The sequence below is a fragment of the Curtobacterium sp. YC1 genome, assembly GCF_016267665.1.
Taxonomy (GTDB): domain Bacteria; phylum Actinomycetota; class Actinomycetes; order Actinomycetales; family Microbacteriaceae; genus Curtobacterium.
Map to the genome: position 1 here is coordinate 2702655 of NZ_CP066341.1, position 12653 is coordinate 2715307.

At 73.5% G+C, this 12653-nt stretch carries 16 protein-coding genes; 10 read left to right on the forward strand and 6 right to left on the reverse strand.

Annotation, left to right across the window (positions count from 1 at the left end):
• Positions 1–6: 6 nt before the first annotated feature.
• The 5 genes from I8920_RS12680 to I8920_RS12700 form a co-directional block, all read right to left on the reverse strand.
• Positions 7–507, reverse strand: coding sequence for a hypothetical protein (locus tag I8920_RS12680; protein ID WP_198656672.1), 501 nt, complete (start codon positions 505–507; stop codon positions 7–9).
• Positions 508–719: 212 nt separating this feature from the next.
• On the reverse strand, positions 720–2441 hold the full coding sequence (pgi, locus tag I8920_RS12685) for a glucose-6-phosphate isomerase (RefSeq protein ID WP_198656673.1): 1722 nt from the start codon (positions 2439–2441) through the stop codon (positions 720–722).
• Positions 2442–2605: 164 nt separating this feature from the next.
• Positions 2606–4843 carry a heavy metal translocating P-type ATPase gene (locus I8920_RS12690; RefSeq protein WP_198656674.1) on the reverse strand — a complete coding sequence of 746 codons (2238 nt, stop codon included), beginning with the start codon at positions 4841–4843 and terminating at the stop codon, positions 2606–2608.
• Positions 4840–5058, reverse strand: a complete 219-nt coding sequence (locus tag I8920_RS12695) for a heavy-metal-associated domain-containing protein (RefSeq protein WP_198656675.1) — start codon at positions 5056–5058, stop codon at positions 4840–4842. Before I8920_RS12695 ends, I8920_RS12690 begins: the two co-directional genes overlap by 4 nt.
• A 44-nt stretch (positions 5059–5102) precedes the next feature.
• Positions 5103–5393 (reverse strand): metal-sensitive transcriptional regulator, encoded by a 291-nt coding sequence (locus I8920_RS12700; protein ID WP_198656676.1) that lies wholly within the window; start codon positions 5391–5393, stop codon positions 5103–5105.
• Positions 5394–5474: 81 nt separating this feature from the next.
• On the opposite strand from I8920_RS12700, the gene I8920_RS12705 reads away from it, so the two are divergent.
• The 10 genes from I8920_RS12705 (at position 5475) to I8920_RS16205 (ending at position 11413) form a co-directional block, all read left to right on the forward strand.
• Positions 5475–6704, forward strand: a complete 1230-nt coding sequence (locus I8920_RS12705; protein WP_198656677.1) for an AraC family transcriptional regulator — start codon at positions 5475–5477, stop codon at positions 6702–6704.
• A 162-nt stretch (positions 6705–6866) separates the two neighbouring features.
• Positions 6867–7337 (forward strand): Asp23/Gls24 family envelope stress response protein, encoded by a 471-nt coding sequence (locus tag I8920_RS12710; RefSeq protein ID WP_198656678.1) that lies wholly within the window; start codon positions 6867–6869, stop codon positions 7335–7337.
• Positions 7334–7525: a DUF2273 domain-containing protein gene (locus I8920_RS12715; protein WP_198656679.1), complete on the forward strand. Its 192-nt coding sequence runs from the start codon at positions 7334–7336 to the stop codon at positions 7523–7525. Before I8920_RS12710 ends, I8920_RS12715 begins: the two co-directional genes overlap by 4 nt.
• A complete protein-coding gene (locus tag I8920_RS12720) occupies positions 7522–7836 on the forward strand; it encodes a hypothetical protein (RefSeq protein WP_198656680.1) in 315 nt (104 codons plus the stop codon). The genes I8920_RS12715 and I8920_RS12720 overlap by 4 nt, the downstream gene beginning before the upstream one ends.
• Positions 7837–7845: 9 nt before the next feature.
• The gene (locus I8920_RS12725) at positions 7846–8421 is read left to right on the forward strand and encodes a DUF6286 domain-containing protein (RefSeq protein ID WP_198656681.1); all 576 of its coding nucleotides are present in this window, start codon (positions 7846–7848) and stop codon (positions 8419–8421) included.
• Positions 8418–8981, forward strand: a complete 564-nt coding sequence (locus I8920_RS12730; protein ID WP_198656682.1) for a hypothetical protein — start codon at positions 8418–8420, stop codon at positions 8979–8981. The genes I8920_RS12725 and I8920_RS12730 overlap by 4 nt, the downstream gene beginning before the upstream one ends.
• Before the next feature lie 83 nt (positions 8982–9064).
• The gene (locus tag I8920_RS12735; RefSeq protein WP_198656683.1) at positions 9065–9238 is read left to right on the forward strand and encodes a CsbD family protein; all 174 of its coding nucleotides are present in this window, start codon (positions 9065–9067) and stop codon (positions 9236–9238) included.
• Positions 9239–9310: 72 nt separating this feature from the next.
• Entirely contained in the window at positions 9311–10273 is a 963-nt protein-coding gene (locus tag I8920_RS12740; RefSeq protein WP_198656684.1) for an Asp23/Gls24 family envelope stress response protein, read from the forward strand.
• Positions 10270–10686, forward strand: coding sequence for an MFS transporter permease (locus I8920_RS12745; RefSeq protein ID WP_198656685.1), 417 nt, complete (start codon positions 10270–10272; stop codon positions 10684–10686). The genes I8920_RS12740 and I8920_RS12745 overlap by 4 nt, the downstream gene beginning before the upstream one ends.
• A 73-nt stretch (positions 10687–10759) precedes the next feature.
• Complete coding sequence (locus I8920_RS16205) at positions 10760–11413, forward strand: gamma-glutamylcyclotransferase family protein (RefSeq protein WP_232832738.1); 654 nt, start codon at positions 10760–10762, stop codon at positions 11411–11413.
• 129 nt (positions 11414–11542) lie between these two features.
• Here the strand turns inward: I8920_RS16205 and I8920_RS12755 are convergent, their stop codons facing one another.
• The gene (locus I8920_RS12755) at positions 11543–12535 is read right to left on the reverse strand and encodes an NAD-dependent epimerase/dehydratase family protein (RefSeq protein ID WP_198656686.1); all 993 of its coding nucleotides are present in this window, start codon (positions 12533–12535) and stop codon (positions 11543–11545) included.
• Positions 12536–12653: the final 118 nt, after the last annotated feature.

The following is a 12653-nucleotide window of genomic DNA, read 5'->3' on the forward strand; positions in this document are numbered from 1 at the left end:
GGCGCGTCAGTCGTCGCCGGGCGTCGAGCCGTCGCCGAGGACGTCACCGAGGGACGCCATGTCGGCTCCGTGGTCGGTGTAGCGGCGGACGGTGCGTCGGGCCGCGGCGCTTGCGGCGCCGGACAGCGCGGGGTTCCGACGTGCGGCGTCCGCCACGCGGCCGGCGTGCCCCGCGGTCGACAGCAGCACGTTGGCGAGCGCACGGGCGTCGCCGCTGTCGGGAACCCCGGCCACGCTCCACGCCGTGCGGACCTGGGCGTCGGGCGTGATCCCCCGGCGCGTGCCCATCCGGTGCCAGTCCGACAGGGCGCCCTCGGTGCGCGACGCCGCTCGGTCCGACTCGCCGGAGCGACGACGCTCCATGGCGCGGATGGCTTCGTCCGCCAAGGAGTCGCGATCACGCACGGACGCAGCGCGTTCCCGTGCCGCGGTGTCGTCGCCGCCGGACTCCGCGATGCGGGCGGCGTGGGCGGCGGCAGCGGCGGCGAGGATGTCCGATCGGTCCATGCCTCGACGGTAGCCGGTCCGGCCGACACCCGCGGACCGGCGGCGGGCCGGCAGAGCGGCGTTTCGGGCTGAGCGACACGTCACGGGCCGCAGCGCGCGTGACGTGTCGGTGCGCGCGGAACGGCACCCGAGCCCGCAGCGCGACCACGAACGGACGGGAGGCCCGTGGCGGATCCGCCACGGGCCTCCCGTCCGTCGGGTGGGGACGTGCGCTACCCGCGCAGCTCCAGGTACTTCGCGATGAGCGCCTTGGTCGACGGGTCCTGCGCGTCGAGCGCGGCCTGGTCGCCCTCGACGGCAGGCGTGACCTGCAGCGCCAGCTGCTTGCCGAGCTCCACGCCCCACTGGTCGAACGAGTCGATGCCCCAGATCGTGCCCTCGGTGAACACGATGTGCTCGTACAGGGCGATGAGCTGGCCGAGCACGCTCGGGGTGAGCTCCGGCGCGATGATCGACGTCGTCGGCTTGTTGCCGGGGAACGTGCGCGCCGCGACGATGCCCTCGTCGGTGGTGCCCTCGGCGCGGACCTCCTCGGCGCTCTTGCCGAACGCGAGCGCCTTGGTCTGTGCGAAGAAGTTCGCCAGGAACAGCGTGTGCACGTCGGTGCCGGGTGCGACGCCCTTGCCGTCGCCGGTCTCGTCCTTGAGCGGACGGGCCGGGTTGGCGACCGTGATGAAGTCGGCCGGGATCAGGCGGGTGCCCTGGTGGATGAGCTGGTAGAACGCGTGCTGGCCGTTCGTGCCGGGCTCACCCCAGAAGACTTCGCCGGTCTCGGTGGTGACGGGCGAGCCGTCCCAGCGGACGCGCTTGCCGTTCGACTCCATCGTGAGCTGCTGCAGGTACGCGGCGAAGCGGTGCAGGTACTGCGTGTACGGCAGGACCGCGTGGCTCTGCGCACCGAGGAAGTTCGTGTACCAGACGTTGAGCAGGCCCATCAGGACGGGGACGTTCTGCTCGAGCGGCGTGGTGCGGACGTGCTCGTCGATGGCGTGGAAGCCGGCGAGGAACTGCTCCCAGTTCTCCTTGCCGATCGCGATGACGACGCTCGTGCCGATGGCCGAGTCGACCGAGTACCGGCCGCCCACCCAGTCCCAGAAACCGAAGGCGTTCTCGGGGTCGATGCCGAACGCCTCGACCTTGTCGAGCGCGGTGGACACGGCGACGAAGTGCTTCGCGACGGCGTCCTTCTTCTCGTCGTCGGCGGCGTCGGTCAGGCCCAGCTTCTCCCACAGCCACTGGCGGGCCAGGCGGGCGTTCGTCAGGGTCTCGAGCGTGCCGAAGGTCTTCGACGCGACGATGAACAGCGTGGTCTCGGGGTCGAGGTCCGCCGTCTTCTCGTAGATGTCCGCCGGGTCGATGTTCGAGACGAAGCGGGCCTCGAGGCCGGGCTGCACGTAGGGCTTGAGGGCCTCGTAGACCATGACGGGACCGAGGTCCGAGCCACCGATGCCGATGTTGACGACGGTCTCGATGCGCTTGCCGGTGACGCCGGTCCAGGCGCCCGAACGCACCTGCTCCGCGAAGCCGTAGACCTTGTCGAGCGTGGCGTGCACGTCGGCGTCGACGTCCTGGCCGTCGACGGTCAGGGGTGCGGCGGGGACCAGGCCCTCGGTCGACTTCGGACGACGGAGCGCGGTGTGCAGCACGGCGCGGTCCTCGGTGACGTTGATGTGCTCACCCGCGAGCATCGCCTGGAAGCGCTCGGCGACGCCGGTGTCCTCGGCGACCTGCAGCAGCGCGGCGAGGATCTCGTCGGTCACCAGGCCCTTGGACAGGTCGACGGTCAGGTCGGCCGCCTGGAACGTGTACTGCTCGGCACGACCGGGGTCGCTGTCGAACCACCCTCGCAGGTCCGGGGTGAAGCCGTCGGCGATGCCGGCCAGCTTCTTCCAGCCGTCGGTCGATGTGGGGTCGACGGGAGCGGATTCGGTCACTTCGGTCCTCCTGAACCTTGAAGACGTACAAGCCCGCGGGTCACCGCAGCGCTGCGTCGCGGACCGTCTCCGAGCGTAGTGCGCTCCGGCAGGTGGCGTGCACAGACGGCCGGGAGGCGCGGCTCGCGTTCGCTGCGCGCGTCACGCCCCCGGACTGGTCGCCCTCAGGGCTGCGGTGCGAAGCGGCGGAGCCGCAGGCTGTTCGCCACCACGAAGACCGACGAGAACGCCATGGCCGCACCGGCGAGCACCGGGTTGAGCAGCCCCGCCATCGCGAGCGGGATCGCCGCGACGTTGTACGCGAACGCCCAGAACAGGTTGCTCGTGATGACCCGGAGCGTGGCCCGCGACAAGCGCACAGCGTCGGCCACCACGGTGAGCCGACCGCTCACGACCGTGATGTCGCTCGCTGCGATGGCCGCGTCGGTGCCGGCACCCATGGCGATGCCGAGGTCGGCGGAGGTGAGCGCCGCGGCGTCGTTCACGCCGTCCCCGACCATCGCGACGGTGCGCCCGTCGGCCTGCAGGCGCCGGACCGTCTCGAGCTTCGACGCCGGCGTCGCACGGGCGTGCACCTCGTCGATGCCCACGCGAGCGGCCACCGCGCGTGCGGCGCCGTCGTTGTCGCCCGTGAGCAGGACCGGGTGCAGGCCGAGCGCTCGGAAGCGTGCGACCGCCTCGGCGGCCTCGGGCTTGACGGTGTCGCCGACGACGACCACGCCCAGGGCGATGCCGTCGCGGGCGACGACGACCGCGGTGGCCCCGTCGGCCTCGGCGGACTCGACCGCGGCGGCGACGGCGGCGGGCAGCGCGACCGACCACGACTCGGCGAGCCACCGGGCGGTCCCGACCAGCACGACGCCGCCGTCGACCACGGCCTGCACACCGGCACCGGGCGTTGCCGTGAACTGCGCGGCGACGGGCACGTCGAGTCGCCGGGTGCGGGCGGCGTCGACGACCGCGCGCGCGACGGGGTGCTCGGAGCCGTCCTCGACCGCGGCGGCGAGGCGCAGGACGGTGTCCTCGTCCGTGTCGGCGGTCCCGGTGACCGACCGCAGGGTCATCGCGCCGGTCGTGACGGTGCCGGTCTTGTCGAGCACGACGGTGTCGACGCGGCGGGTGCGCTCGAGCACCTGCGGGCCGCCGATCAGGATGCCGAGCTGCGAACCGCGGCCGGTCCCGACGAGCAGCGCGGTGGGGGTCGCGAGCCCGAGGGCGCACGGGCAGGCGATGATGAGCGTCGCGACGGCTGCGGTGAACGCCGCGGTGACCGATCCGCCGGCCACCAGCCAGCCGACGAAGGCCAGCACGGCGAGCGCGATGACGACGGGGACGAAGACCCCGGACACGCGGTCGGCCAGTCGCTGCACGTCGGCCTTGCCGGTCTGGGCGTCCTCGACGAGCCGCCCCATCCGGGCGAGCTCGGTGTCGGCACCCACGCGGGTGATGCCGACGACGAGCCGGCCGCCGACGTTGACGGTCGCACCGGTCACGCGGTCCCCCGGCCGGACCTCGACCGGCACGGACTCCCCCGTGAGCATGCTCTCGTCGACCGCCGACGAGCCGTCCTGCACCAGGCCGTCGCTGGGGATCCGCTCGCCCGGGCGCACGACGACGACGTCGCCGACGACGAGGGTCGACGCCGGCACGTGGTGCTCGACGCCGTCGCGGAGCACGGTGGCGTCCTTGGCGCCGAGTTCGAGCAGTGCCCGGAGCGCCGCACCGGACTGCGTCTTCGCGCGGGCCTCCATGTACCGGCCGGCGAGGACGAAGACGGGCACCGCTGCCGCGACCTCGAGGTACAGGTCGGTGGCCTCGGGGTCGGTCGCGAACCACGAGAACGTCATGTGCATGCCGGTCGTGCCGGCGTCGCCGAGGAACAGGGCGTACAGCGACCAGCCGAAGGCGGCGAGCACCCCGACGCTCACCAGGGTGTCCATGGTGGCGGCGCCGTGCCGGGCGTTGACCCACGCGGCGCGGTGGAACGGGAGCGCGCCCCAGACGGCGACGGGCGCGGCGAGGGTCAGGGCGAGCCACTGCCAGTCCGGGAACTGCAGGGCCGGCACCATCGAGAGCAGGACGACGGGCACCGCGAGCACGGCGGACACCACGAGGCGCCGGCGGATCGGGTCGGCCGGGTCGGCCTGAGCCGGGGCCGTGTCGTCGTCGGCAGCGACGGGCGGGGCCGGCACCGCGGCACCGTACCCGGCGGACTCCACCGCGGCGATCAGCACCCCGTCGTCGGTGGCGCCCGCGTCGGCGACCTGCACCTGCGCCTTCTCGGTGGCGTAGTTCACCGTGGCGGTGACGCCGGGCAGCTTGCCGAGCTTCCGTTCGATGCGGTTCGCGCACGAGGCGCAGGTCATCCCCGTGATGTCGAGCTCGACGACGCGGTCGGTCACGACCGCACGACCTGGTACCCCGCCTCGACGACGGCGCCGTGCAGCGCATCCGCCGCGACCAGCGCGGTGGAGGTGACGGTGACCTCGGACGCCCCGCCGGGGACGAGTCGGACGTCCACCCCGGACACCCCGTCGAGCTCGGAGAGCTCCTCGGTGACGCTCATCACGCAGTGGTCGCAGGTCATGCCCTCGACGAGCAGCTTCTCGGTGGTCATGGTGGCCCTCCCTGGGTCGGTGTCGGTGTCGGTGGCGGTGGCGGTCACGAGCGGACGAGCCGGGCGATCGCGTCGCTCGCCTCGCGCACCTTGGCGTCGGCGGCGTCGCCACCCTCGGCGACGGCCTCGGCCACGCAGTGGCGCAGGTGGTCCTCGAGCAGCGACAGCGCGACGCGTTCGAGCGCCCGGTTCGCCGCCGAGATCTGCGTCAGGACGTCGATGCAGTACGTCTCGTCCTCGACCATCCGGGCGATGCCCCGCACCTGCCCCTCGGCGCGACGGAGCCGCTTGAGCAGGTCGTCCTTGTCGCCGATGTACCCGACGTGTCCGTGCACGGCCGCCTCCGCTCCTCGTGATTGATACCCCCCTAGGGTATACCCGAACGCCGGTGGCGCAACCGGTGGCATGATCTGCGCATGGACGACTCGGCTGTGAACGGCTTCCGCAGACTGCGGTTCACCGACGGCGCCGACTCCGACTACTCGGCGATCTTCCGGTCCGAGTACGGCGGATCGGACTTCGCGAGCGACACCTTCGCCACGGACGACGCCCGCTACGAGTACACGGTCGTGGGCGACGACGACCTGACGCTCCGCACCATGCGCGCCGAGGGCGGACGACGCGGCGGCGTCATCGGTCCACGCGAGGACCACGTCGTGTTCTGGCTGACGACGGGCCGTCTCGAGATGCACTTCGCCGACCGCACGCGCGTGGTCGAGCCCGGCAGCCCGTACATCGCGTCGGCGTCCGAGGCGTACCGGTTCGAGTCCGAGAGCACCGCGTACAACGGCGTCCACGTCGCCGACCGCTTCCTGCGCTCGGTCGGCCGCGACCTCGGCTTCCGACTGCCCGAGGGTCCGCTGCTGTTCGAGCAGCAGGACGCGGCCGTCGCCCGCCACGAACCCCTGCGGCACCTGATCCGCACCCTCGGTCCCGCACTGGTGGACCCCCGGGTGCTCGGTCCGATGCGCACCGCCCTGAACCGCCGCCTCGCGGTCGTCATCCTCGACACCTTCCCGATCCGGAACCGCGGCGACGACGTCCCGGTGGCGAACCGCCTGCGCGACGCCATCCGGTTCATCGAGGCGCACGCCGCCGAACGCCCGGCCGTCCCCACCATCGCCGAGGCGTGCGGCCTGAGCCAACGCGGACTGCAGGACGTCTTCGCCCGCACCCTGGGCACCTCACCGCACCGGTTCCTGCGCGACCACCGACTCGACCGCGTGCGCGAGGAGCTCCTCCGCGGCGATCCCGGCAGGTCCGCGGACCGAGCGGCCGGTCCCGGGGCCGCCGCCGACATCGCCTCGATCGCCCGACACTGGGGCTTCACCAACCCGGGCCGCTTTGCCGAGGCGTACCGCGAGCGGTTCGGCGAGGGGCCGGCGGCGACGAAGCGCGCATCCCTGGGGGCACGACCGGACACCGGCAGGGCGTCCTGGCGGGTCCGGCGCGCGGTCGCGTACATCGAGGAGCACCTGGACGACGACCTCGCGCTGGGCGACATCGCGGCCGCTGCTGGTGTCCTGCCCCGCCGGTTGCAACAGCTCTTCCGAGCCGAACGCGGCGAGTCCCCGATGGCCTGCGTGCGGGCGCTGCGGGCCGCTGCAGAGCGCAACGCGTCGGCCGGAAACGGCGACGCCGCCTGACCGGACGTCACCGGGGTACACGCGGATCCGCGGATGTGCGCCCGTTCCTGGAATCTCTCCGGGACACGGAGACCCGTGTGTGACGAATCTCGTCCGCAGCCCGTCTCATCCGTGAACAGCAACCGCTGGGAACCTCCGGCGGGCCAACGGAAGGAACGAACCATGGCCGACACCACGTCCACCCCCACCCCGACCACCTCGGCGCCCCGCGCGACCACGCGGAGCAGCACCTCCGGCATCACCGGCATCACCGGCAAGACCGTCATCGACGACACCGTCGTGTCGAAGGTCGCCGGCATCGCCGCCCGCGAGGTCGACGGCGTGCACTCGCTCGGCAACGGCGCCGCCCGCGCCATCGGCGCCATCCGCGACGCCATCGGCCAGCGCGACCACGGCCAGGGCGTCAAGGTCGAGGTCGGCGAGAAGCAGGTGGCCGCCGACATCGTGATCGTCGCCGAGTACCCGGTCGCGCTCCAGCACGTCGCCGACGGCGTCCGTGCCAGCGTCGCCCGTGCCCTCGAGCAGATCGTCGGCATGGAGGTCGCCGAGGTCAACGTCACCGTCCAGGACGTCTTCATCCCGGGTGACGACGACGACAACGAGGACGAGAAGAAGGAAGCGCGAGTCGCATGAGCAACACACTGATCGGCGCCCTCATCGGCGCAGTCCTGGCCGTCGTGGCACTGCAGTTCGGGTTCTGGGGCTTCGTGCTCGTCGTCGTGTTCGGTGCGGTCGGCGCCCTCGTGGCCGCCCTGGCCACCGGACGCATCGACCGGAACGCCCTCGCCGACGTGCTGACCGGACGCCGGAGCTCCCGGTGACCGCCGGCCCGGACGTCCCGGGCCGTGTCGAGATCACCGCGCGCGCGCTCACCTCGCTGGCGCGGGCCGTCGCAGCCGAAGGGCTCGGCGCCCCCGCCAAGCGGGTGCGCGTCGGCCTCGGCGACGCGTCGGGAGCGCTCTCGCTCGACATCACCGGCCCGATCGCCGCGGGGGACGACATCGTCGCCCGCACGAGCCGGATCGCCGACCAGGTGAAGGGCCGCGTGGGCGAACTCACCGGCCGCCGGGTCGGCAGCGCCCACATCGAACTCACCGGGATCGTGCGCGAGCACGAGTCCCGAACCCGCTAGGAGACCAACATGAGCAACGGTTCCGTCGAACGACGCATCCGTCGCCGGAGCGTGCACCGCTCCCGCTCCACCGCGGTCGCGGTGGCGCTGGTGGTGCTCGCCCTGGTCGCCGCCTGGATCGGCACCGAGTCGGTCCTGCGGGCGATCGGGCAGCCGGCACTCCTCGCCGACCCGCAGACCGTCGTCGACACGGCTCTCCGCCCCGACGCGGCGTTCGTCACGATCGTCGAGGTCGTCGCGGGTGTCCTGGTGGTCCTCGGCGTCGTGCTGGTCGTCCTGGCGCTCAAGCCCGGCCGACAGCACCGGTCCGTCGTCGAGCACGAGCGCGGTGCGGTGGTCATCGACACCCGCATCGTCGCCTCCACGGCGGCCAACGCCGCCGGCTCGGCAGCCGGCGTCCCCGAGGGCAACGCGTCGGCCACCGCCCGCGGTCGGCGCACCGACGTCCGGATCGTCCCGGTCACCGGCGTCCCGGTCGACGAGCAGGCCGTGCAGTCCGCCGTGCGTGAGCGGCTCAGCGCACTCGACGAGCGGTTCGGGCGCAGCATCCGCGTCCGGGTCGAGGAGAAGGGAACCCTGGCATGACCAAGAGCAACCGGACCCTCAACCGCATCATCCTGCTCGTCCTCGGCCTCGTCGCCGTGGTCGTCGGGGTCACCATCGGCGCGGGTGTCCTGCCCGCCGTGCAGGACGCCGTGCAACCGTACGTCGACCTGCCGAGCAGCCTCGACGTGCCCGCGTCCGCGCTGTGGATCGTCGCCGGTGCCTGCGCCGTCGTGATCGTCCTGTCGCTGGTCTGGGCGTCCACCCGTGGTGGCGGCGGCACGTCCGTCGCCGTGCGGGAGCGCTCGGGCGACGACGCCGTCACCGTCAACGTCGCCCTGGTGCGGGACGTCGTCGAGCACGAACTCGCCGGTGTCCGTGACGTCGTCGGCTCCCGCGTCGACACCTACCTCGTCCGTCGGCAGCGCGCCGCGCGGATCCGGGTCGCGGTCCGCCGCGGCGGGGACGCCGTCACCGTGCTCGACGCCGTCGACCGGGCAGTCGCGACACTCGACCGCACCCTCGGCCGTCAGGTGCCGGTGCTCGTGCACCTGACCGGCGGGACCCGCTCCGCGTTCGCGAAGCCGACCCGCGTCCACTGACACCCGTCCGCCGGACGCACCCCGGGCCTCCCGGCCCACCCCACCCACCACGGGCGCACGCCCACACACGGAAAGGACCCGACATGGGACTCGACGACAAGATCAAGAACGCCGCACAGGACCTCGCCGGCAAGGCGAAGGAAGCGATCGGCAACGCCACGAACGACGACTCCGAGGTCGCCGAGGGCAAGAAGGACCAGGCCGCCGCGAGCGCCAAGCAGACCGGCGAGGACGTCAAGGACGTCTTCAAGAACTAGGTCGCACCACGTCGGGGCACCCGTGCAACGGGTGCCCCGACGTGTCCCCGCCGATCCGATCGAGGAGGAACGATGCAGCACGACCCCCACGCGCAGACACCGGTGACCGAGGTGCCCCTGCCCGCAGAGCTCACGGCGCCGCTGCCCGACGACGCGAACACCGCCACCGTCGTGGCGCGCACCGCGGCCGAGACCGCGCTCGCCGTCCCCGGCGTCCACCACCTCGGTGGGATCGCCTCCCGTGCCGCCGACCAGCTGCGCCGACAGCTCGGGCGCTCCGCCGGCACCGCCGGTGTCCAGGTCGACGACGAGGACGGAACCTTCGCGGTGCACGTCTCCGTGATCGTCACCTACCCGCGGAACGTCCGCGATGTCGCCGACGAGGTGCGCCGACAGGTGACCGCCGCCGCTGGCCAGGTGACGACCGCGCCGACGACGGTGGACGTCCGCGTCCTCGACGTGCACGGGCCGTTCGACGACGAACCCGCGTCCGTCGAACGCGCTGCGACCGCCGTCGGCGACGCCGTCCAGGACGCCGCGGAGGCGACCGTCGACGCCACGAGGCAGGCGGCGGACGCCACCGCCGAGGCGACGAAGCGTGCCGCCGACGCGACGGCCGACGTGACGAAACAGGCCGCGGAGGCCACTGCGGACGCGACCAAGCGTGCAGCCGATGCCACGGCCGACACCGCGCGACGCGCAGCCGACGCCACCGCCGACACGGCTGGCCGTGTGCACGACGCCGCATCGGATGCACTCGCCCGGGCGTCGGAGGGTGCCCGCGACGCCGCGGACACCGCGCGCGACGCGGCCGGCCGCGCCCGTACGGCCGTCGCCGACGAGGACCGTACCGGCTCGACCGCCGCAGACGTCGCAGCGACCGAGACGGCTGCCGACGCGGCGGTGCGTGCCGCCGACTCCGCCGAGGACGCCGCGCAGGACGCCGCCGACGCTGCGGCCGACGCCAGTGCGGCAGCGCGGGCCGCCGCCCACGACGCCGACCGACCGAGCACCCCGACCACGGACCGCCCGTGACCACCGCCTGGTCCGGCGGTCGTCGGCCCCGCGACCGACGACCCCGGCCACGCGGCGTGTGGATCGCGGGTGGTGTCGGCGTGGTGCTGGTCGCCGGGGTCGTGCTCGGGGCGTTCCTGCCCCTGGTCGGCTTCCTCGGCGGCGTCACCGCCACCACCGCTGGCCTCGTGCCCTTCCCGTTCGTGCGGGTCACGGTGGTCGCGGTGCTCGGGCTGGTCGTCGTGTCGGCGCTCCTCGCGCTTGCGTTCACCCGGCGGCACACCACCACGGCGACGATCGCCGTGGTGCTCGCCGTGCTCGTGTCGATCGCGGTCACCGCCGTCCCCGTCGTCCTGGTCGCCGTCGGCTCGGCCGACCGCGCCGGCGACGTCTGGCCGATCGTGATCGAGCTCTGGGAGCGCTTCACCGGTTGACGCACCGGGTCGCAGGCCGACACCGCCGGTATGGAGGCGCGGCCCACCTCCGCCGGTCCGCTACGGTCGCAGCGTGCACCGTTACTCCCCCGCCCAGCGCTGGGTCCTCGCCCTCGCCGTGTTCGCGTTCCTCTGCGTCGCCGTCGGCATCGTCGCGATCGCCGTCGGGATCACCAACGGTGGCGCGACCTGTGTCGACCTCGAGGAGGAGGGCGCGACGTACCCGTGCCCCGGCGACACCTCCAGCGTGCTCTGGGGCAGCGTGCTCGCCGTGGTGGGACTGCTCCACCTCGGGCTGACCGGGCTCGCCGGTGCGATCGTCTGGACCTCGTCCCCGACCCTGGCCCCGCGCCGCCCGCAGCGACGTGCCCCGCTGCCCGGCGAGACCATCCGGGTCTTCTCCTACGGCACGCTCCGGCAGCCCCTGGTGCAGGAGTCCCTGTTCGGCGGACACGTCCCGACCACCGCCGACTCCCTGCCCGGCTGGCGGCTCGACCAGGTGACGATCACCGACCCCGAGGTCGTCCGCACGAGCGGTTCCGACCGGCACCCGATCCTGCGCCGCGGGACCGCCACCGACGCGGTCGAGGGCGTGGTCCTGACCCTGGGGTACGAGTGGCAGCTCGGCGCGGTCGACCGGTACGAGGTCGCCGACTACCACCGCGTCCGGGTCACCCTGGCCTCCGGCTGGACCGCCTGGGTCTACGTGGCGGCCGACGAGGTCTGAGCGGCGGCGGCCAGGCGCGCGTCAGCGCGAGCGTCAGCGCGAGCGTCAGCGCGAGCGTCAGCGCGAGCGTCAGCGAGCAGTTTCGGGCTCAGCGACATTCCTCGGGGCGAGGCGTCCGTGAAGTGTCGCTCAGCGCGAAGACTCCGGCGCCAGGCGAGCGGCGGCGGTCAGACGCTCGAGCCCCTGGTCGATCGACACCGACGGGCTCCATCGCAGGTCGGACCGGGTGCGACGCTGGTCGAACCAGTGCGCGGTGGACAGCTGCTCGGCCAGGAACCGGGTCATCGGCGGCTCGTCCTCGCCGGGCCGGACCCGCCAGACGGACTCGACCACCGAACCCGCGGCCCGGGCGACCGCAGCCGGCACGTGCCACTGCGGCGGACGGACGCCCGACGCCGTGCAGATGCCGGCGAGCAGGTCGGCCACCGGCCGGGGTTCGCCGTTCGTGACGACGTACGCGTTGCCGTGCACGCCGTCGTCGGCGGCACGGTCGAGCGCGGCGACCATCGCGGACGCGGCGTTGTCGACGTACAGGGTGTCGATGAGCGCGGCACCGGAGTCGAGCAGCGGGAGCCGTCCGGTCCGGGCGCGCTCGACGATCCGCCCGACGAGCTGCGTGTCACCAGGGCCCCACACCAGGTGCGGCCGCACCGCCACGACCGCGAACCCCGGGGCGTCCGCGGCGAGCGCGAGCAGTTCCGCCGCCGCCTTCGTGCGGGCGTAGTCGCCGCGGGCTCGGGACGGTTCGGCCGGACCGGCGTCGGCGCCGACCAGGGACGAGCCGGTGTGCGCCACCGACGGCGACGACACGAAGACGAAGCGCCCGACCCCGGCGTCCCGCGCGGCCTGCAGCAGGGCGCGCGTGCCCTCGACGTTGACCCGGGCGAAGTCGGCGGGGTCCCCGGCGAGCGAGACCTTCGCGGCCAGGTGGACGACCGCGTCGACCCCGGCCACGGCACGGTCGAGCGCAGCGGGGTCGGTCATGCTGCCGGCGACGTCCTGCACACCGTCCACACCCGAGGGTCGCCGCTGGAACGTCCGGACCTCGTGCCCGGCGTCCCGGACGGCGGCGGCGGTCGCCTGCCCGAGGAACCCGCTCGCGCCGGTGACCAGGACCCTCACGGTCGGACCATCCGTCCGCCGGACAGCACCGTGGCGGGTCGGAGTTCCGTGCTCACCGACACCTCACGCGCGCGACGGCCCGTGACGTGTCGCTGAGCGCGTGAGGTCATCCCGCCCG